Annotated in this window: 16 protein-coding genes and 1 tRNA gene; 9 read left to right on the top strand and 8 right to left on the bottom strand. The window is 70.6% G+C overall.

The annotated features are described in order from the left end of the window. Positions 1-83: 83 nt before the first annotated feature. Together ACG83_RS45240 and ACG83_RS04850 are read right to left on the bottom strand one after the other, a co-directional pair. Positions 84-665: an oxidoreductase gene (locus tag ACG83_RS45240; protein WP_116437388.1), complete on the bottom strand. Its 582-nt coding sequence runs from the start codon at positions 663-665 to the stop codon at positions 84-86. Then, entirely contained in the window at positions 655-1,596 is a 942-nt protein-coding gene (locus tag ACG83_RS04850; RefSeq protein WP_006544859.1) for a ParA family protein, read from the bottom strand. Before ACG83_RS04850 ends, ACG83_RS45240 begins: the two co-directional genes overlap by 11 nt. Positions 1,597-2,108: 512 nt before the next feature. Between ACG83_RS04850 and ACG83_RS04845 the strand changes: the two genes are divergently transcribed. The 3 genes from ACG83_RS04845 (at position 2,109) to ACG83_RS04835 (ending at position 6,199) form a co-directional block, all read left to right on the top strand. Further along, entirely contained in the window at positions 2,109-2,576 is a 468-nt protein-coding gene (locus tag ACG83_RS04845; RefSeq protein ID WP_006544860.1) for an SCP2 sterol-binding domain-containing protein, read from the top strand. Positions 2,577-3,164: 588 nt separating this feature from the next. After that, positions 3,165-3,419 carry a hypothetical protein gene (locus ACG83_RS04840; protein WP_006544861.1) on the top strand — a complete coding sequence of 85 codons (255 nt, stop codon included), beginning with the start codon at positions 3,165-3,167 and terminating at the stop codon, positions 3,417-3,419. 809 nt (positions 3,420-4,228) lie between these two features. After that, entirely contained in the window at positions 4,229-6,199 is a 1,971-nt protein-coding gene (locus ACG83_RS04835; protein ID WP_054565424.1) for an ABC transporter ATP-binding protein, read from the top strand. A 26-nt stretch (positions 6,200-6,225) separates the two neighbouring features. Here the strand turns inward: ACG83_RS04835 and ACG83_RS04830 are convergent, their stop codons facing one another. Beyond that, positions 6,226-7,905: an alkaline phosphatase gene (locus ACG83_RS04830; RefSeq protein WP_083473020.1), complete on the bottom strand. Its 1,680-nt coding sequence runs from the start codon at positions 7,903-7,905 to the stop codon at positions 6,226-6,228. A gap of 488 nt (positions 7,906-8,393) precedes the next feature. Between ACG83_RS04830 and ACG83_RS04825 the strand changes: the two genes are divergently transcribed. Beyond that, the gene (locus tag ACG83_RS04825) at positions 8,394-9,866 is read left to right on the top strand and encodes an LCP family protein (protein ID WP_235497651.1); all 1,473 of its coding nucleotides are present in this window, start codon (positions 8,394-8,396) and stop codon (positions 9,864-9,866) included. Positions 9,867-9,918: 52 nt separating this feature from the next. On the opposite strand, the gene ACG83_RS04820 is transcribed toward ACG83_RS04825, so the two are convergent. Next, positions 9,919-10,284, bottom strand: coding sequence for a helix-turn-helix domain-containing protein (locus ACG83_RS04820; RefSeq protein WP_054564891.1), 366 nt, complete (start codon positions 10,282-10,284; stop codon positions 9,919-9,921). A 20-nt stretch (positions 10,285-10,304) separates the two neighbouring features. Further along, positions 10,305-10,586, bottom strand: a complete 282-nt coding sequence (locus ACG83_RS04815; protein ID WP_054564890.1) for a hypothetical protein — start codon at positions 10,584-10,586, stop codon at positions 10,305-10,307. Between the two features lie 244 nt (positions 10,587-10,830). On the opposite strand from ACG83_RS04815, the gene ACG83_RS04810 reads away from it, so the two are divergent. From ACG83_RS04810 to ACG83_RS04785, 5 genes are all read left to right on the top strand, one after another. Beyond that, positions 10,831-10,903 (top strand) — tRNA-Asn (locus ACG83_RS04810). A gap of 509 nt (positions 10,904-11,412) precedes the next feature. Continuing rightward, complete coding sequence (locus ACG83_RS04805; protein ID WP_054564889.1) at positions 11,413-11,901, top strand: DinB family protein; 489 nt, start codon at positions 11,413-11,415, stop codon at positions 11,899-11,901. A gap of 548 nt (positions 11,902-12,449) precedes the next feature. Beyond that, entirely contained in the window at positions 12,450-14,816 is a 2,367-nt protein-coding gene (locus tag ACG83_RS04795; RefSeq protein WP_054564887.1) for a PKD domain-containing protein, read from the top strand. Between the two features lie 151 nt (positions 14,817-14,967). Further along, complete coding sequence (locus ACG83_RS04790) at positions 14,968-15,612, top strand: hypothetical protein (RefSeq protein WP_054564886.1); 645 nt, start codon at positions 14,968-14,970, stop codon at positions 15,610-15,612. Between the two features lie 817 nt (positions 15,613-16,429). Then, positions 16,430-17,248: a class I SAM-dependent methyltransferase gene (locus ACG83_RS04785; RefSeq protein ID WP_054564885.1), complete on the top strand. Its 819-nt coding sequence runs from the start codon at positions 16,430-16,432 to the stop codon at positions 17,246-17,248. A 122-nt stretch (positions 17,249-17,370) separates the two neighbouring features. On the opposite strand, the gene ACG83_RS04780 is transcribed toward ACG83_RS04785, so the two are convergent. From ACG83_RS04780 to ACG83_RS04770, 3 genes are all read right to left on the bottom strand, one after another. Beyond that, complete coding sequence (locus ACG83_RS04780) at positions 17,371-17,670, bottom strand: hypothetical protein (RefSeq protein ID WP_054564884.1); 300 nt, start codon at positions 17,668-17,670, stop codon at positions 17,371-17,373. 71 nt (positions 17,671-17,741) lie between these two features. Next, positions 17,742-18,773, bottom strand: coding sequence for an SDR family oxidoreductase (locus ACG83_RS04775; RefSeq protein ID WP_116437387.1), 1,032 nt, complete (start codon positions 18,771-18,773; stop codon positions 17,742-17,744). Position 18,774: 1 nt separating this feature from the next. After that, positions 18,775-19,665, bottom strand: a complete 891-nt coding sequence (locus tag ACG83_RS04770) for an SDR family NAD(P)-dependent oxidoreductase (protein WP_235497647.1) — start codon at positions 19,663-19,665, stop codon at positions 18,775-18,777. Positions 19,666-19,710 lie beyond the last annotated feature (45 nt).

Below are 19,710 nucleotides of genomic sequence, written 5' to 3'. Positions count from 1 at the left end.
TAGGGCTGGCAGGGCGGGAAGTTCTGGTAGGTCGCCGGCCCGCGTGCCTGGGCCCGGTGCCCGGTGCCCGGTGCCCGGGGCGGTCAGGTCCGGTCGGGGGCGGCTATCGCCTCCGAGCGCAGCCGCTGGCCGACGGTCCCTTCAACGATCTTCCGCAGCACGGCCGGTCGGGGATCACGCCCGAGGACACCCTTGATTTCCAGGTCGGCCGCCAACTTCCGCAGCGCCGGGACGGTGAGCGGGCCCAGGTCGTCGATCAGCCCCATGGCGGCCTCTCGGCTGGGGGCGGCCCGCAGCGACCGGCCCAGCGCCGCCAGCATCGCCCCCGCGGGCGGCTCCACCGGCCCGCCGTGTCGGGTGGCAGCGGCGGCCCGGCGCGGGCGGTGGCTGGCCGCCCGGGCGGCAGCCGTCGCGCTGCCGCGCGGCTCCGCGCTGCGCGGACCGGTGTTGCCCGCGTCGCTCGCCTCGACGGCGTCTGGTGCGACGGGCACCACCGTGAGACGGGCGCGGCCGGTCGCGAGGTCGCCGACCTGCCGTGCGTCGAGGGTGGCCAGCAGCTCCGAGAGACGCCTCAGTACGAGAATTCCGATGTCGGCCGGGTCCGTCGCCCCGAGCGGGGCGTCACGGGCCACCGCGCGCGGGGATATCCCGGTGTCAGTACCCACGGTTCGCCGCCCCGATCCGCCGCAGGAACTCGTCGACAAGGGCGCGCAACTCCACCGCCAGCGCCCGGGGTATGCGCTCGGAAAGTACCACGGGCAGCCGCGTACCGGCCGCTCCGGCGAAGTAGGTGTTGCTCTCCCGGACCATTGCCTCGAAAACCGGGACATCGAGGCTGCGCACCAGGTCGATGTGCGGCTGCATGGCGTTGATGGGCTGGCCGCCGTAGTACTGCACCATGGTGAAGACGATGCCCAGAATCCGCGGGTCGAGCCTTTTGACCTCCGGATGCCGGTCCGACTGCAGCCCGGCCACCCGGTTGTACTCCCAGGTGAAGCGATGCAGCCGGCTGAGGAGATGCTCGATACCCAGGGTCGACAGCTCGTCCGGCCGCGCCGGGATCAGCAGGTGGTCGCAGGCGGCGATCGCGGTGCGGGTGATGACACCGAAGTTCGGCGGGCAGTCGATGAGAACCAGGTCGTAATCGTGCGGGTGCAGCGTTGCCAGGCCGGTGACGAGCCGCTGATAGACGTCGAAGTAGTACCGGGTGGACCGCTGGGCCTGCGCGCCCCCCAGCCGGGCGGCCAGGTTCATCTCCACGTCCCCGAGGGAGAGATGGGACGCGACCAGCCCGAGCGCGCCGCCGTTGTAACTGATGGCCGAGTTGACCACCGGCGGTGAGGTGATGAACGGCGAGAGGTGCGGGACATAGGCCTCGCCGCGCCACGCCTCGAACCACTCCTTGATGGTCCGGTCGTCAGCGAGATTCGCACGCCATTCGTCGGGGCGGTAGAAGGAGAAAGTGAGACTTGCCTGCGGATCGAGGTCGATCATCAGGACGCGCTTTCCCCACCGGGCTATGTCCGCGCCGATGTTGGCGGTGAGTGTCGTCTTTCCTACCCCACCCTTGTAGTTGACGACTGCCACGACTTTCACGGCATCCTCGCTCCCGTACCCCGGCTGGCGCTGCTAAGAGGTAACCACATGCCGGTTCGAGGGCATTCGTGTGGCATGCCGGGAGCCGCTGACCGCCGGCCACCGGCTGCGCGGTGCCCGATCACCGGCCGACCTGTGTACGGATCCGCCCGGAGGTGCCCGGTAGGCGTTCTGACTCTCCGTGCATCCGTGCCGGCCCGAGCATCCGATGTCCTCCCGATGTCCGTCTGACGTCCTTCCGGGGCGCCTGATGCGCCTGAGGCGTCTCTCGGGGTGGCTGGCGTCCCCCAGGTGCCTGGGGTAGGCAGGCGTCCCGCGAATGCCGACCGCCGACCGACACTTCGGCGTACATCGTGCTGAACAGGAAAAATTATGGCGTAGGTACTGATCGGGCCCGCGAGTGGCTCTTCCGGGTGACAGGGGGCCGATCGGATCGTCCGAGGGACGCGACATCATGGGACGTACCGGCATCTGGCCGGCGACCCGCATCGGCGCGGCATCAGGGAGCCACCATGTCCGATCCATCTGTTGATCTAGCTGCCGACCCGGCCACCCTGGTGGACCGGCTGGCCTCGCTGTCGGAGTCCCAGACCGAGGAGCTCCTGCGGGGGCAGCGCGGGGACGCCGTCCTCGACGAGTTGTTCGCGCGGATGCGCGACAGCTTCCAGCCCGAGAAGGCCGGGGGCGAGGACGCACTGGTCCAGTTCGAGCTCGGCGGCGGCCCGGGCGGTGTGACTCGGGTCTTCGCGCTCTCCATCCGCGCCGCGGTGTGCGAGCTCACCATCGATCCGCCCGGCGGTGCCGTGCCGGCTGACGATCGCACCGTTACCGTGCGCACGGATCGGGTCCGCCTGGTTCGCGTGGTCACCGGTCAGGCGAACGCGGCCAAGCTCTTCCTCACCCGCAAGATCAAGATTGATGGTGATCTGAAGTTCGGTGGGCAGGTGGTGTCCTGGTTCGGGGTCACTCCGGAGAACTGAGAGGCGTGTCGGGGCGTGGGGCGTGGGGCGGCGGCGGCCGGCGGCCGGCGGGTGATCCGGCTGCCGTGCCTGCGGCTGGCCCTCGCTCCGGCGAATGAATGTCCGGTGTAGGGCCACTTGTCTGGCATGGGTCAGCCGTGAACTGGCGTGTCGGGCGAAAATAATCCATCCCGCGGTGGTGGTGGTCCGTGCATCGGTACCCTGCTCGAAGGGCGGTCGGCCGTGCACCCCGTGGCCGCCTCGCCGCTGGCTTCCCACGGTTCGCGCCTGATGTCAGTACCGCTGCCGCCGCGCTGTCGCCTTCGCGCTTTGCCTTCATCCGACGCTGTCGTCACGTCGCCCTCATCACATTGAGGTTCAGTGCCTCAGGCTCTTGTGGCTGGATGCCAGTGCCGGGTAGCTGCTGGCGGTCGAGTACCACCACGCCCGAAAATCGCGCGCACGCACGGTTGCATTTGTGTACTGACCGTAGATGGGTCGAGGGTGCTTCACGGCGCCAGCCCGGTTCTACGCAATCACTGTTGCCCGGGGTGTTGCCAAGACTTCCCATACACGCAACCATCTATCACCGTGACCTGTGACGACGTAATGCAAGTGGCCGACCCGGTCGAACGGGCAGCGCTCGCCGACCAGCTCATGTGGACGGCAAGCCAACAGCGTTCCGCGCTACGCGGTGTCCGGGCCGCCGCGATCAGGCAGGCTCTTGAGGATGGGTCGACCACGGCCGAGCTGGCCCGCCGGATGCGGGTCACCGAGGCCGACGTCGCCTGGATGGCTGATCATCCGGTGTCCACGCTGCGGGTTGTTCCGCTGAAGCCCGAGCGAGCGATGCGCATCGCCTGAGCGGGTCGTTTCCGCGGTATGAGGGACGTCGTCCGGTCAACGGCGACCGGGCACACTCCCTCGCTGTCCCTTCCCCGATCCGCCCCGGATGGGCGGAGCGGCCACCGGCCGCACCGTCGACTCCGCCCCGGCCGTGTTTCCCCCGCCGGGCTCGCACCTTCTTCGACGCCCTTCTCGTGCGTCTTCGTCCCCACTTTCCCGATGGCATCGATAGTGAGCCTTTTCCGTCTCACGGTGCACGGCCAGGGATGCCGAAGGCCCGAGCCGACGATATAAGGCGCAGTCGCACCCGTGGCTTCCAATGCCCGAAATCGCTGCAGCGGCCCGCTTCGGCAGTCGCCTTGCCCTCGTCGCCACCGCCTTCTCGGCCGTGGTTCGCGGCCATGCCGCACCGGCCTTTTCCCAGCGTCTGTGGCTGTTCATCTTTTCTGTCATAATTTGTCGGCAAGCAGGCCGTTGAAGGACCGGTGGCCAGGTAATACGCAGGCCTTTCGGTCGCCGCGGACGGCTTCGTCGGTTCCGCCGGCACGCACCCGACGTGCCGCCTGCGCGCGGGCGGGGCTCGCCCGTGCTTCGGCCTCGACCTGCGCCCGCGCCGCCGGCTCCCCATCCAGGTCTGCCCGCTCCGTCCTGGCCAGTCCCGGCCCGAAAAGCGTTTGACCTCAAGCTCGGTTGAGGTCTTACTGTCGCCGCACGTGGCCGGGATCGGCCGTCCGAGGCGGCCGCGTGGGCACACGAAACTGTCGGTACGGCGTGCTTCCATGCCTGCGACAGAGCTGGATCCCGACGCGGACAAGGTGGTGGTGTTGATGAGCCTGGAGTCCACGGCCTGGCACTCGATGTACTCGATGATGCACGCGCAGCGGGAACGGCGGCCGTTCTCCCGCGCCACCGTTCGCCGCATCGCGGGCTTCGCGGTGCCGCACCGGCGCAGGCTGGGCTGCTTTCTGGTGACGAGTGTCGCGATGGCTGTCCTGGCGGTCGTCACACCGGTCCTCGCCGGCCGGGTCGTCACCGCGATCGTGGACGGGTCGCGTCCCCGGGTGGTCGTGGTCCTGGCCCTGGTGATCGCCGCGATCGCGGTGGTCGAAGCCGGGCTGGGAATCCTCAACCGCTGGCTGTCCGCGGGCATTGGCGAGGGGCTGATCCTCGACCTGCGCACCGCCGTCTTCGACCACGTGCAGCGAATGCCGGTCGCGTTTTTCACCCGGACCAGGACGGGCGCCCTGGTCAGCCGGTTGAACAACGACGTCATCGGTGCTCAACGGGCATTCAGCGACACGTTTTCCGGCGTTGTCGGCAACCTGGTGTCACTGCTGCTCACGCTCGTGGTGATGGTCAGCCTCTCCTGGCAGGTCACGCTGTGCGCGCTCATTCTGCTTCCCGTGTTCGTCCTGCCCGCGCGGCGGATGGGTTCCCGGCTGGCCGGGCTGGAGCTCGAGGCGGCCAACCACAACGCGGCCATGGGCTCGCGCATGACGGAACGCTTCTCCGCCCCAGGCGCCACCCTGGTGAAGCTGTATGGGCGGCCCGCGGAGGAATCCGCCCAGTTCGCCCGCCGGGCCCGCCGGGTGCGCGACATCGGCGTACGTTCCGCGATGCTCCAGTGGGTGTTCCTGTCGGCGCTCACGCTGGTGTCGGCGCTCGCGCTGGCCCTCGTCTACGGGCTCGGCGGGTACCGCGCGCTGCGGGGCGACCTGGAGCCGGGTGCGGTTGTCGCGCTCGCCCTGCTGCTGACCCGGCTGTACGCACCGCTCACCGCCCTGGCCAACGCCCGTGTCGAGATCATGAGCGCGCTGGTGAGCTTCGAGCGGGTCTTCGAGATCCTCGATCTGGCGCCGCTCATCGTCGAGTCGCCGAACGCGCGGCCGGTGCCCGACGGGCCGGTCAGCGTGGAGTTCGACGAGGTCGACTTCGCCTACCCGACCGCCGAGGCCGTCTCCCTGGCGTCGTTGGAGGAGGTCGCCGTCCTCGACGAGCGCGGCGGCGCCGAGGTGCTCCACGGCGTGTCCCTGCGGGCGGAACCGGGCCAGATGATCGCCCTGGTCGGGTCGTCGGGCGCGGGCAAGTCGACGATCGCCCAGCTCATCCCGCGTCTGTACGACGTGGGCGCGGGCGCGGTGCGGCTGTCCGGGGTCGACGTCCGGGAGCTCGGCGCGGACTCGCTGCGCCAGGCCGTCGGCATGGTCACCCAGGACGACCATCTCTTCCACGACACGGTGCGCGCGAACCTGCTGCTGGCGCGGCCCGAGGCGGGCGACGAGGAGCTCTGGGGCGTCCTGCGCCGGGCCCGGCTCGCGGAGCTCGTCGAGGAGCTTCCCGACGGGCTGGACACGGTGGTCGGCGAGCGGGGCTACCGCCTTTCCGGTGGGGAACGCCAGCGGCTCACCATCGCACGCCTGCTGCTCGCCCGGCCCCGAGTCGTGGTGCTGGACGAGGCGACCGCGCACCTGGACTCGACCTCCGAGGCCGCCGTGCAGGCAGCGCTCGCCGAGGCCCTCGCGGGCCGCACCGCCGTGGTCATCGCCCACCGGCTGTCGACCATCCGCTCCGCCGACCAGATCCTGGTCGTCGAGGCCGGCCGGATCGTCGAGCGGGGCAACCACGCCGAGCTGCTGGCGGCCGGCGGGCGGTACGCCGAGCTGTACCGCACCCAGTTCGACCAGCGGGACCAGACCGACCAGCGGGACCAGACCGACCAGCGGGACCAGGCTGGCCAGCAGGACCAGGCCGGGCAGCTGCCCGCCCAGCCCGGTCCCACCCTCGTCGGCGCGGGCTGACCGCGCCGACGAGACGTCAGCACAGGTCAGCCGGCCTGCAGGCCCTTCGACCAGAGGACGTTCCCGGCGACGTCGATGAGCTGGGCGGTCAACGCGCGCGAACGGCCGTCGATCGCCAGCCGGCCGAAGAACTGCAGGCCCGCGGACGGCGGCAGGTTCGACTGGCCCGCCGGTGGGGCCTTCACGAAGACCTGCTCGGGGCCGAACGTCGAGTCGAGCGTGTTCGGCCCGAACGTGCCGGCGTTCGCCGGGCCGGCGACGAACTCCCAGAACGGGTCGAAGTCGCGGAACGCGGCCCGGTCCGGGTGGTAGTGGTGCGCCGCCGTGTAGTGGACGTCCGCGGTGAGCCACACGGTGTTGCGCACCTTGTTGCGGCGGATCGACGAGAGGATCTGCGCGATCTCGACCTCACGCCCCAGCGGGGCGCCGGCGGCGCCCTGGGCGACACCCTCGATGGCGGTGCCGTCCGGGACGAGCAGGCCGATCGGCAGGTCGTTGGCGATGACCTTCCAGGTGGCCTTGCTCTTCTTCAGGCCGTCGATGAGCCAGTCCCGCTGGGTCGCGCCCAGGATCGCCGCACCCGCGGGGTCGTTCTGGCCGTCCGGGTTGGCGTTCTTGTAGCTGCGCATGTCCAGGACGAAGACGTCCAGCAGCGGGCCGTAGGAGATCTTCCGGTAGATCCGGCCGTTCGGGTCGCCGCGGCCCTGCAGCAGCGGGGTGTACTCGTACATCGCCTGCTTGGCGCGGGCGGCGAGCACGTCGACGCGCTTTTCGGTGTAGCGGGTGTCCGTGGTGAGGACCTCGCCGGGGTACCAGTTGTTCGTGGTCTCATGGTCGTCCCACTGGAACAGCCACGGCACCTCGCGGTTGAACGCCTTCAGGTTCGCGTCCAGGAAGTTGTAGCGGAAGTTGCCGCGGTACTCGGCGAGGGTCTCGGCGACCTTGCGCTTCTCGTCGATGACCAGGTTGCGCCACACCGTTCCGTCGGCGAGCGTCACGGTCTCGGCGAGCGGGCCGTCGGAGTACACGAAGTCACCGGAGCAGATCGCGAAGTCCGGCGACGTCCGGCGCATCGTCTCGAAGATCTTCATGCCGCCGAGGTCCGGGTTGATGCCCCAGCCCTGCCCGGCGACGTCGCCGGTCCACACCAGCGACACGTCCCTGGCGCGAGCCGGTGCGGTCCGGAACCGGCCGACCAGCGTCTCGCCGCCGCGGCGCGGGTCGTCCGCTGCGGTCAGCTTCACCCGGTAGAAGACCTCGCTGCCCGGGGGCAGACCGTCGACCGCGACGATGCCGGTGCGGTCCGTCGCGTCGGTCAGGCGGGTCACGCCCACCGTGCGCGCCGAGCGGAACGACTCCGTCCCGGACACCTCGACGGTCATCAGCGCCGGCCGGTCCGAGCGCGCCCAGATCACACCGCTGCGGGCGGTGACCTCACCGGACTGGATGCCCGAGGTGAAGGTCGGCCGACCACCCAGCACCTGCCCGGGGGTGCTGCCCGAACCCGAAGCCGAACCTGAGCCGGCCCACGCGGCCGGCGAGCCGAGCCCGCCAGCCAGGCCCATGGTCCCCGCGGTCGCGATGACGGCGCCACCGCGCAGCAGTGCCCGGCGCCCGATCGCGGCGGACCCGAGCGACCCGGCCTCGATCGCCCCACCAGTTTCGCCCGCGTCGGTGGCAGGTGTCCGGTGGTCAGGTGCGGTCATGGAGTGTCCCCATTCTCGGTGCCGCACCGTGCACCGCGCCCCCGGGCGTCATCCGCGCCACCTGCGCGGCGGCTCCGGCACGGCGTCAGCGTCGTTGCCCCCAGCGGGGAAAAGAGTGGCAATCATGGCGGACTGTCCGTCGACAGCCGACCGACGACGTGGTGAACGTTGCGGGACGGGACAGTGGGGACCTGGCGAGCGCGCCGATGCCGCACCCGATGCCCCACTGACGCCGCCCCGCACGTCAAGTGGACCGATGACCAGCGGCGACGGGACCACCGGGTGGTCTTGCCGTGTCGGGCATCGCCTAGAATTTCCGGCCCAAGCGCTGTTTGAGCAGGGCGGCGGAGGGAGACCGTGGGTTGAGCGGGCTGCCGGGAGCGACACGAGATCCACAGTGGCGTCCGAGGACGCTTCCGTTCGATCTTCGTGCTGGTGGTATTCCGCGACGCAGCGCGTCATCGCGGCTCGCCAGGGTGACCCTGGGGATGCTGTCGGTTCTGGTCTTCATCGTCACGGCCAGCGGTTGGGCGTTCTACACCTACGTAAACGAGAACACCGACCGGGTCAACCTCAGCCTGGGCAGCGACCGTCCCGAGCAGACCGAGGGAGCCACCAACTACCTGATCGTCGGCACCGACAGCCGGGCGAACAGCGGCGGAGCCTACGGTGACGTCGAGGGGCAGCGCTCCGACACCACGATCCTCGTGCACTTCAGCGAGGACGAGACCGTGACGATGCTGTCCTTCCCGCGTGACACCTACGTCCAGATCCCCAAGTACACCGACAGCGCCGGCAAGGTTCACGCCGCACACAAGAACAAGTTCAACTCGGCCATCTCCGACGGCGGGCCCTCGCTGCTCGTCCGCACGGTCGAGTCACTCACCAACCTGCGCATCGACCACTACGTGTCGATGGACCTGGAGGGCTTCAAAGCGATCACCGACGCCATCGGGGGCGTCGACGTGTGCGTCCTGCCGTCGACCTTCAAGGAGTACGTCTCCGAGAACGGCCGCACCAGCCGCAACACGAACGACCCGATGAGCGGCTTCGTGGGCGGCCCCGGGACCGTGCACGTCAACGGTGAGCAGGCCCTCGCGTTCGTCCGGCAGCGCCACGGCCTGCCCGGCGGCGACCTCGACCGCATCCACCGCCAGCAGCAGTTCATGGGAGCGGTCTTCCACAAGGTCATCGGTGGTGGGGTGCTGAAGAGCCCCAGCAAGCTGGAAGGGCTGATCAGCACCGCGACCGGGGCACTCACCCTCGACGACAGCACCGACATCATGGACCTTCGCAAGCTCGCCAGCCGGCTGACGGGCATCGCCTCCGGCGGCATCGCCATGCAGACCCTGCCGACGCACGCACCGGGCCCGACCGAGGGCGGCAACGAGCGAGGCGAGATCCTCATCGGCGGCCAGCGAGTGTCCGTGCAGCTCTACAACCCCGCAGACCTTGAGAAGATCATCGCCCCGCTCGGCGGATCCACCGGAGCGGCCACCACCGGCACCGGCTCGGCCGCGATGACCGTGCGGGTCCTCAACGGCACCACCATCGCCGGCCTCGCCGCGGGCGCCGTCGACGAGCTCACCGCCAAGGGCTACCAGGCGACGAACGCGGGCAACACCACCGACAGCAGCAACTACGTGACCTCCCGGGTCCGTTACGGCGCCGGTATGCAGGACGCGGCGACCGCCCTGCAGGCCCTCGTGCCGGGCGCACGCCTGGAAAGCGACGCCAGCATCACCGGCCTGCAGCTCATCCTCGGGACGTCCTTCGACGGCCTCACGGACGCCCCGGTGACCGCACCGTCCGCCGCGGCGCAGTCCACCGTCGCGGACGCCGGTTCCGCCGCGGCCACCGGTCCGGGCACCCAGGCCCCCGCGGCCGCAGGGGCAGGCGCCGGCGCGGCCGGCACGGCACCCGAGGCCGCCCCGCCAACCGCACCGAACTGCACCTACTGATCCCGGGGGCCTACCGGCGGCTGATCTCAGGCCTGCCGGCGGCTGCTCAGGCCTACCGGCGGTCGGGCTCGTCCGAGGCGTGGCTGCTGGAGCCCTTCGGCACCCGCTGGCGTGGGCTGAGCGATGTCCACTCCTGCGCCCAGCCGGCCAGCGGCTCCAGGACGCCCAGGAGCCGCCGCCCGTGGCTGGTCAGGCGGTACTCACCCGCCTCGTCCACCTCCACCAGGCCCGCTTCACGCAGCTCACGGGTCCGCTGGGAGAGCTGGGACTCCGCCGCACCCACCCGCGCGGCCAGCCCCCGAAACGAGGACGAGCCGCCGCGAAGACACCAGAAGACCGCGAGCGCGTGCCGCCGGCCGAGCAGGTCCACCAGCGTGAGCAGCTCGTCCGGCGCCCCCGAGCCGGACGGACCACTCACGCCATGCGTGTGCCGGCTGCTCAGTGGGTTCGCACCCCCGCCCCGTTCGAGCTGTGCGCGTCGCGGGGGAGCGTGAACGGGGCACTGTTCACATCGGGCTCTGTTCCACCGAGCATCGCGCGCACCCGATGGAACAGAGCCCCGGCCTGCGCGGACACCACACCGGCCACGCTCTGGACCTCGGGACGCTCCCGCACCTCGCGGGCCTGGCGCATGATCGCGTCATAGTGCTCGCGGCCACCACGCGCACCCAGGACATATCCGACGCCAAGGGCGATGGCCACACTGGGCCTGATGCGCATGGTTCCTCCCGGGGGGCAGGACCGGGCGGGCGCGGCCGACTCCGCTGGCGCTCCGGCATGTCACTAGGCTTGTTTACTACCCCACCGGCAGCACCCGGGGAACCTCAGGTAGGCTGACGGACGTCAGACACGATCTGGACCGCCGATCTGGGCCGCGAGGTCGCCGATCTACCCGGAGCTGGTTGCCGGGTGACTGGTGTACGATCTGCGAGGGTTCCAGGTTCGTGGATGGCGCCCTGAACGGTCCTGCGTAGCTCAATTGGCAGAGCAGCCGGCTGTTAACCGGCAGGTTATAGGTTCGAGTCCTATCGCAGGAGCATCACCGCAGGTCGGGCGTTTGGCCGACTCTTTCGTGTAGATCATCTCTACAGAGTATCCACACTTTTTGTATCGTTCCTGGCCACAGGTCTGCCATCGTTGGGTCTGCCTGGGTCCGCTCCGCACGGGCCGTGCGTACGCCGCTCGATGTGGTGGCCGTCACATCAATCTGGGTCTGATCTGTCGTCGCGGCGGGCTCCCGCATCGGGTCGCCAGCCGTCTGATGATCTCCCTCGGAGGTCCGCCGGAGGCGGACCTCCCTATGCCGGTGTCGACCGGGTGACCACGGCGGCGCGTGGAAGGCCCGGGGTCAGCGCTTCGCGGTCGGGTTCTGATCGATCAAATGGGCGTGGTTGTGGTGCGGGCCCGATGACCGCGGGGCGCGGCCGCCATCGCGCCGGGTGGCTATGCCGGTCACAACAAGCACCAAGGGGTGTGCCGGTAAGAAACGCGTCACCAGACGTAGAGATCGGTCAATGTCCTTTCGGCCCGGAAGGCTGGCAAATTGATGTTCATTTGGCCCCGAATGACCACTGGACCCGAACGGCTCATGTTGGAGAGCATGCTCGACCGCAACCGGCAAGCGCTCGTCGACACCGTGCGAGGGCTGTCCGAGACCGACGCGCGGCGGCGCCTGGTCGTCTCACTCACCACACCGATCGGGCTGATCAAACATGCCGCCACCGCCGAGCGCATCTGGTTCCAACGCACCCTGCTCGGCCTGGACGAGTCCGCATGCGACGGCTACGCCACCGGTGACGACGGCAGTTTCGTTGTCACCGACGGCGAAACCCTTGCAGACGTGATCGCCGAATTCGAGCGCGCCAGCGATCGCTCCCGCGTGATCGCCGCCGACTTCGAGCTCGACGACACCAGGGCGCACCCCCGCGCCGGCAATGTCAGCCTACGGTTTGTCTACCTGCTCCTGATCGAGGATTTCGCCCGTCACGCCGGCCACGGTGACATTCTCCGAGAACAAATCGCCGCCGCACGATAGGCGTTGGCGGGGTTGCGCAGGATCTGGTTGCAACCCAGGTATCGGTCCCGGGCCGTGGTCGTTCGTCGGGCGGGCGGGCGGGCGCCGGAGTTCACTGTCGACTCGGTTGTCGAGGCCCTCGTAGTACTCCGCGCGTCTGACCTGTACTACCGCGCGGCGGGTGACGACATCGTGTGCCCGCGCCACGGAGGCTTCGACACCTGCTGTGATCGGCAGGACGAGCACATCCCGGTGCTGCGCCTGCCCGACTGCTCCCGCGTGTCCGGAGGATGCCGCGCGGTGAATTCTCCTGTCGTCTCCCCGACAACGCAATCCGGCCCGAGGTCTGACCAGCGGCTGCGGGAGCTGGCGCTCTGTCCGGTCATCGATCCGGGGGACTTCGTCGGGGGGATCATTGCTCTCGGCCATGCACCTCCGGCGATAATCAGCCGCGTGGGGCGCCACCCGCCTGACGGATGACGGCTGCGGCCGTTCCTGTGGTCAGGTAGCGGGGCCTGCGGCCGGCCTTCCGGCAGGAACCATTCGTTCGACGGGCCCAGGTGGGTGAAATGGCTGGCAGGGAGACGGGGCCGCGGCGGCTGTGGCTGCTCCGCGCGTCGCTGGGTTTCCTGCTGGTCGCGTGCGCGGTGACCATCGCTGTCTGGCGGTCGCCGGGGACACCCCCGGCCCGGGCCGCGAACCTGGACGACAGCTCCGCCTGGCTGCCATCCACGCCCGCCTGGGCCGGAGTGCTGGTGGACGGGGCGTCGGCAGCGGTGATCCGTCGAGTGTCTCTCCTGGGAGAGCCGTTGGCGGTCGCCCAGTCGGGGCCGGACGCGTTCGCCGTCCTGAAGGACGGTGCCGTCCAGCGCATCGATGGTGCGACGTTCGACCTGGGCGCTCCGGTGTCGTTCGTCGACGCTGGAACCAGAAACGCGGATGTCGGGCAGCTCGCCGATGGGCAGCCGCGGCTGGAGATCCGGGCCACGCCCAGTGCGGTCTTCGTCCGGGACCGGCTGACCGGCGTGGTCAGCATCGCCGACCCGAAGACGCTGCGGACCGTGCGGACCTACTCGCTGGCGGCCCCCGCCGGCATGGCTGAAGGGGCGACGATCAGCGACGCCTCGGCGGGTGCCGACGGCCAGGCACGGCTCTGGGCTGTCGACGGCACCGGCGGGCTCGTCAGAATCGACGCCGCCGGCACCCGCGTCTGGCGGAACGTGGTCAGCAACCCGGCGCTGGTGCAGCTGGTGACGGTGGCAGACAAGCCCTATCTCGTCGACTTCGCCGCCGGCACGGTGCGAACGATCGGGGCGGACGGCCTCGGCGACGAGCACGCATGCGTCGAGCCGCTGTCCGACCTGCGGACGGTCGAGGTCATCGGCTCCAGCCGGGGGACGGCGCTGTACCTGGTCAACAGCCAGCGGGGGGTGCTGGTGGTCAGTGACGTCGCGGCGGGCGGTTGCGCCACGGCGGCACTGCCGATCGCACCCGAAGGTCACACGCTCGGGCAGCCGAAGGATGCGGCGGGGCGCGTGTTCATCCCCGATCTGAGCACCGGTGCGATCATCGTCGTGGACACGACGGACCCGGCCCGCCCGCGGGTTCTGGCCCGCTCGGAAGTCGTGCACGGGCCGAGTGCCGCGCTCGAGCTGGTCGCGCAGGGCACATTGATGTTCTACAACGACCGTAATCGTGACATCGCCGGTGTCATCCGCGCGGACGGCACCGCTTCCGAGGCGCACGAGTTCGACCGGGGCGCGGCCGGCGTCGCCGCGAACACGCCGTCCGGCCCGGCGCAGACTCCGCCCCCGGCGCAGACATCCCCTCCGGCGCAGCCGTCACAGCCTGCGCAGACCTCCGCCCCGGCGCGGACGACCCAGCCGACGCGTACCGCCGAGTCAAGGCCGGTCGTCCCGGTCGTCCCGGTGGTGCCGTCCTCGTCCCCTTCGACGCAGGCTTCCGAGCCGCAGCCACGCACAGCGCCGCAGGTCAGCAACTCGCCGACCGCTGCGCCGCGGACCTCGGCGCGGCCGCCCGCACGGTCCGGTGTAGAGATCCGCGTGACCGCCCAGCAGGTCACGACTGACAGCGCGGTGACCCTGCGGGTCGTCCCGCTGGGCGACACAGCACCGGTGGCCAGTGCCAGCTGGTACTACGGCGACGGCGCGAACGGGATGGGTCTCGACGTCACCCATTCCTGGGCCGCGGCCGGGACCTACACCGTCAGCGTCAGCGCCCAGCTCGTCGGCGGTGGTAATGCCACGGAGCAGGTCTCCATCACCGTGCGGCCGCGGACGGCCGCCCTCCCGTCGCCGCCGCCCGCGCAGCTGCCGACCGGAACGCAGCAGCCGTCGTCGGCCCGCCCGACAGCGCCCGGCGCGTCGCCGACGTCCCCGACGACGACCCGGTCGACGACTTCACCGGTGCGGACGACGCCGCCGCCTGCTCCGACTCCGACCCCGACTCCGACCCCGTCGCCGTCGCCGTCGACGGCTCCGCCGGTGCGGACGCCGCCGTCGCCGAGCCCGTCCCCGTCGCCGACGACGGTATCGCCGACGCCGGTGCCGCCGACGACGGTGCCGCCGACGACGGTGCCGCCGACGACCGTGCCGCCAACGACCGTGCCGCCAACGACCGTGCCGCCGGCGCCGTCCACCTACTCGGAGACCTCCAACCACGGCGGGCACACGTGGACGAACTACCAGACCGCTGGTGGTACGCGCGGCCCGGACATCGCATACCACCAGACGGTGCAGGTGTCCTGCCGGGTGCGTGGCTACGTCACCCCGAACGGGAACGACTGGTGGTACCGGATCGCATCGTCGCCGTGGAACAACGCGTACTACTCCGACGCGGACGGCTTCTACAACAACGGCCAGACCTCCGGCCCGTCGAACACAGTCTGGGTCGACACCAGGGTTCCGCTGTGCTGATGGCGCGATAGACGAGGCGGCGGGCGGCGCGTGGCCGACCGCCGCCGACAACGCGAACGGCGCCGGCGGGGCTTTCCGCGGAACGGTGTATTTTCGGCCGTGTCGACTTTGCTGTGCGCTGACAGCATGGTCGGGTCACGGGGGGAATACGATGAAGGTAATGGCGTGCGCGCTCCGTGTGATGGCTGCGGCCATCGGAGTGAGCCTGGTGCTGTCGACGGGTGCCTGCGGCGGCGGATCGGCCGGGTCCGGCGAGGCTGACGGGGCCGGCACCGTCACCACATCGCCAGGTGCCTGGGCGACCGACATACCCGTTGAGCTGGCCGGAGGTGCTTCGTCACCGTCAGCCGCCGCGGCTGCGGATCCGGTCGCGGATCCGGTCGCGGCGCCAGGTGCCGGGGGCGGTGCGGCGACGCAGTCGGCGGGGGCCGAGGGAACCGGTCCGCTCGCTGGAACAATCGTCCCCGCGGATTTTCCCATTCCGCCGGGAGCGACCGTGACGGTTTCCGAGGCAAAGGCGACCGATGCGACCATCAGGCTTGAGGGAATAGCTCCCGCCGCGGCCGTCGCCTACTATCGCGCGGCTTTGCCTGGCGCCGGGTACAAGTTCTTCCAGGAGGCCGGTTCCGAGGGGCGGACGAAGGTGACCTTCACCGGGCGGAGCCAGAGCGTTCAGGTGCTGGCCGGTGGTACCCGGACTCCCGACCTGGTCCTCGTCATCTTCACCCAGTGCACGAGCGCGGTGAGCGGTGGCGACATCGAGGGCCGGCGTAGCGACCGGGTCGCCTGCGTCTGATCCGGCCTGCGTCTGATCCGGCCGGTGGTGCTGGCTGGCCTGTGGTGCTGGCTCGTCCCACTCGGTTTCATGCTCCACCAGCGCGCCCCGATCCGTGATCGACGTCGGGACGAGTCCGAAGATCGGCGGGTGTTCCGTCGTTCTGACGACCGTAGTCCTCAGATCCTGCTCGCCGGCAGCCGCAGCCACGGTGACAGCCCGCGACGGCGGCGCGAAGTTCCTATGATTCTGGTCGTTCCGGAGTCCGTGGCAGAAGCCTGAGACGCGGCGGATCCGGGCCACCTGCAAGGGCCTGACGGAGCCGTGCTGACGGAATGCGAACCCCACCCACACGGCCACCCATCGAGGATCCCGCGCCGCCGCGCGTGCACCGGTAATTCACCTCAAGAGGCGCAAAAGGGGTGCAGAGTCGCCTGGCAACCCGCAAGAAAGAAGGATTTTGGTCGTCGGAACGACCAAAATCGTTCACTCTTGCGACTCGCCAAACCGCGCTGCCGGGCTGCCGGCTATCCGGCTACCGGGCGCCGGGGTGTCGGGCGCTCGGAGGGTCGGCCGCGTTCGCGGAATGCGAGCCTCCCCGCCCAGCGCCCAGCGCCCGGCGATCTTGATCGATGCCGGTCGGCGACAGGCTTCCTGGCGATCGCGGCCCGCAGGTCCTGCTCGGTAGCGGCGGTAGCTCGAAGCTCGGGAATCGCGATCGCGCCCGCCCTGTCGTCCTCGTCGTCGTCGTCTCAAATATTGAGATTGCGGTTTCGAACTATGAGATAGTCTGGGTGTGGAGAGACGGATCGATCCGTAGCGAGAAGGGCGAGGTGCGATGACGACACCCGCGAACACCTACACACACGGCCATCACGAGTCGGTGCTCAGATCCCATCGCTGGCGCACGGCCGAGAACTCGGCGGCCTACCTGTTGCCGGCCCTGCGGCCCGGGATGACGTTGCTCGACATCGGTGCCGGGCCGGGCACGATCACCGTCGACCTGGCCGAGCGGGTGGCGCCCGGGCAGGTCACGGCGGTGGAGATCAGCGAGTCCGTACTGGAGCTGGCCCGGGCGGAGGCTGCCCGTCGCGGCGGCACTGCCGCCGGTGGAATCGTCTTCGCCGTGGCCGACGTCCACTCGCTGCAGTTCGACGATGATTCGTTCGACGTCGTGCATGCCCATCAGGTTCTTCAGCACGTCGCCGACCCGGTGCTCGCGCTGCGCGAGATGCGTCGGGTGTGCCGCCCTGGTGGTCTCGTCGCCGCTCGGGACGGCAGCTACAGCGACTTCGTGTGGACACCGAGGCCGCCCGAGCTCGACGAGTGGCTCGATGTGTATCTGCGTACCGCGCGGGCGAACGGCGGGGAACCGGATGCGGGGCGCCACCTGGCGCAGTGGGCGCGCGACGCCGGGTTCACCGAGGTCGCGGCGACGAACGACGACTGGGTGTACGAATCAGAGGCTGATCGGCGCTGGTGGGGGCAGATGTGGGCTGAGCGGATCCTGCGCTCGGACATGGCGTCCCAGGCCCTGGCCGGCGGATTCGCCAGCCAGGCCGATCTGGAGCGGATCTCCCGGGCGTGGAGCGCGTGGGCGGCCACGCCTGGAGCCTCCATCACGATTCCGAACGGCGAGATCCTAGCCGTCGCCTGAGCCTGAGCCTGCGTCGCACCGCGCGGTGCCGTGCCCTGCCACGCTGCGCGGTGCCGCGCCCTGCCACACTGCGCGGTGCCGCGCAGTGCCCCGTGCCGTGCCGGCGGTTGGTCGAGTCGAAGTCAGGAGTGGTGGCCCGACGTCGGTTCCGCGGAACCGCCTGTGAGGGTCGCCCACCGGGCCCGCCAGGACATCACCGACCAGCCTGACGCGGCGCTCATCACCGAGCCGAAGCTCGCCCAGGAACCGACGCTCAGGACGGACACGGCCGAGCCGATCGAGCCGATCGACAGAACCGAGCCGATCGAGCCGATCGAGAGCACGGAGCCCTTCGACCACAGGCACAGGACGGAGTCCTCCGAGCCGATCGACAGCCGTGAGCCCTTGCGTGCTGACAAAGCGGAACCACTCTGCGTGCGCATGGGTCCATCATCGCGCCGCCGGGGCTGGCGGGCAGCGCTGCCCGCCAGCCCCGGCGGCGCTGCGGGCTCCGTCAACGGCCGGCCGCGTGGGCGGCGGCCCGGCTGCGCTGGTTGGCGACCCAGCGCACCGCCGAGCGGCGCAGCAGTCCGGGGGCGAGCCGGTGGAAGCGCCAGGCCATCCGGGCTGACCGGGGCGCGATGAGCAGGGCCCGGTCGGCGGCGACGGCGGCCAGCACGTCCGCCGCCAGCCGGTCGACGTCGTAGGGCTTCCGAATGCCCTGGTCCTTCAGGAAGAGATCTCGGCTGTCGAAGCTCCCGATCGCGCCCTTGTCGAGGATCGGCGTGTCGACACTGGACGGGCAGACGACCGTCACGCCCACGCCGTGCGCGGCTGCCTCGGCCCGCAGTGCGAGGGACAGCCCGACGACGGCATGCTTGGTCATCACGTAGCTGGTCAGCAGACCGGAGGCGACCAGGCCGGCCAGCGAGGCCACGTTGACGATGTGCCCGCTGCCGGCGGCGATCATCCGTGGGTACGCCGCGGTGACACCGTGCACCACGCCGCGGATGTTCACGTCGATGATCTGGTTCCACTGGGCGGGGGTCAGCTCGGTCGTCTCGCCGCCGAAGACGATGCCGGCGTTGTTGACCAGCAGGTCGAGCCGTCCGTCCTGGGCCACGACGTCGGCGACGGCCTGCTCGACCGCCGCCGCGTCGGTGACGTCGAGCCGGGCGGAGCGGGCGCCGGGCAGGCCGCCCGCGGTGCGGGCTGCGGCGGCCTCGTCCAGGTCGGTGCAGATCACGGTCGCGCCGGCGCCGGCCAGGGCGCGGCACAGGGCGGCCCCGATGCCCGACCCGCCGCCGGTGACCAGTGCCGTTGTTCCGGCAAGCCGCCCCGTACGGCTCTCTGTACGGCTCCCCGTGCGGCTCCCGGCGGGCTTCCCTCCGTTCGCGGCGGAGGCTGTCCCGTCGGTGGCTGTCCGGTCGGTGGCTGTCCGGTCGGTTGCGGCCGGGGCCGGGCCGGGCGCGGAGGAGGCCGGGGCCGGCGTCGGGGTCGGGGCCGGGTCTGCTGTGGGGTCGGCTGCGGGGTCGGTCGTGGCCATCTCAGCTGTCCCCGAACGCGCGGGCGAGGTGGGTGAGCATGTTCGGGTAGCGGAGCATGTGCGCGCCGCCGTTGATGTCCAGGATCTCCCCGGTGATCCAGGCTGCTGCGTCCGAGCACAGGTAGAGGGCGGCCTGCGCGATCTCCTCCGGTGTGCCGGCCCGCCCCAGCGGGGTGTTGGCCAGGTAGTCCTCGGTGATGCCGGGGATTGCGGCGGCGGGGGCGGTCAGCGGGGTGGTGACCAGGCCGGGCGCGATCGCGTTGACTCGGATGCCTCGTTCGGCGAACTCCAGGGCGGCGACCTGGGTGAGCATCGACAGCCCCGCCTTGGCCGAGCAGTAGGCGGCCAGGCCCACGCCGGGCTGGCGGGCGTTGAGCGACGACAGTGACACCAGCACCCCGCCGCGGCCGAGGTGGCGCCCGGCGTGCTTGGCGACGAGGAAACCACCGGTGAGGCTGACGTCGACGACGGCGCGGAACTCCTCCAGCGACTGGTCGGCGATCAGGCCGAGGCTGCCGATGCCGGCGCTGTTGACGACGGCGTCCAGCCGGCCGAGCCGGTCGTGGACCCCGTCGAACAGGCCCGCGACCGATGCTTCGTCGGTCACGTCGGCGGTGGCGCTCTCATGTGGCCTGCCCAGTCCGCTGGCGACCTCCGCCGCCAGCGTGCCGTCACGGTCGGCCACCACGACCTGGTAGCCGTGTGCGGCTAAGACCTCGGCGGTGGCGCGGCCGATGCCGGAGGCCCCGCCCAGGACGACCGCGACCCGACCGGCTTCGCGCCCGCCCCCGCCTCCGTCCCCGCCTGCTTCTGCCTGCGTGCCTGCGAGCGTGCCTGCCGCAGTCCCGGCCTGCGGATCCTGCTGCGCCCCGGTCTCCACCGCTGTCTCCACGGTCGGCTCCACCGTCACCCCTCACGCGTGTCAGCTTTTATTGAC

This window comes from Frankia sp. R43 (assembly GCF_001306465.1).
GTDB lineage: Bacteria > Actinomycetota > Actinomycetes > Frankiales > Frankiaceae > Parafrankia > Parafrankia irregularis.
The sequence above is the reverse complement of the archived record's forward strand: the minus strand, read 5'-3'. Positions and strand labels throughout refer to the sequence as shown.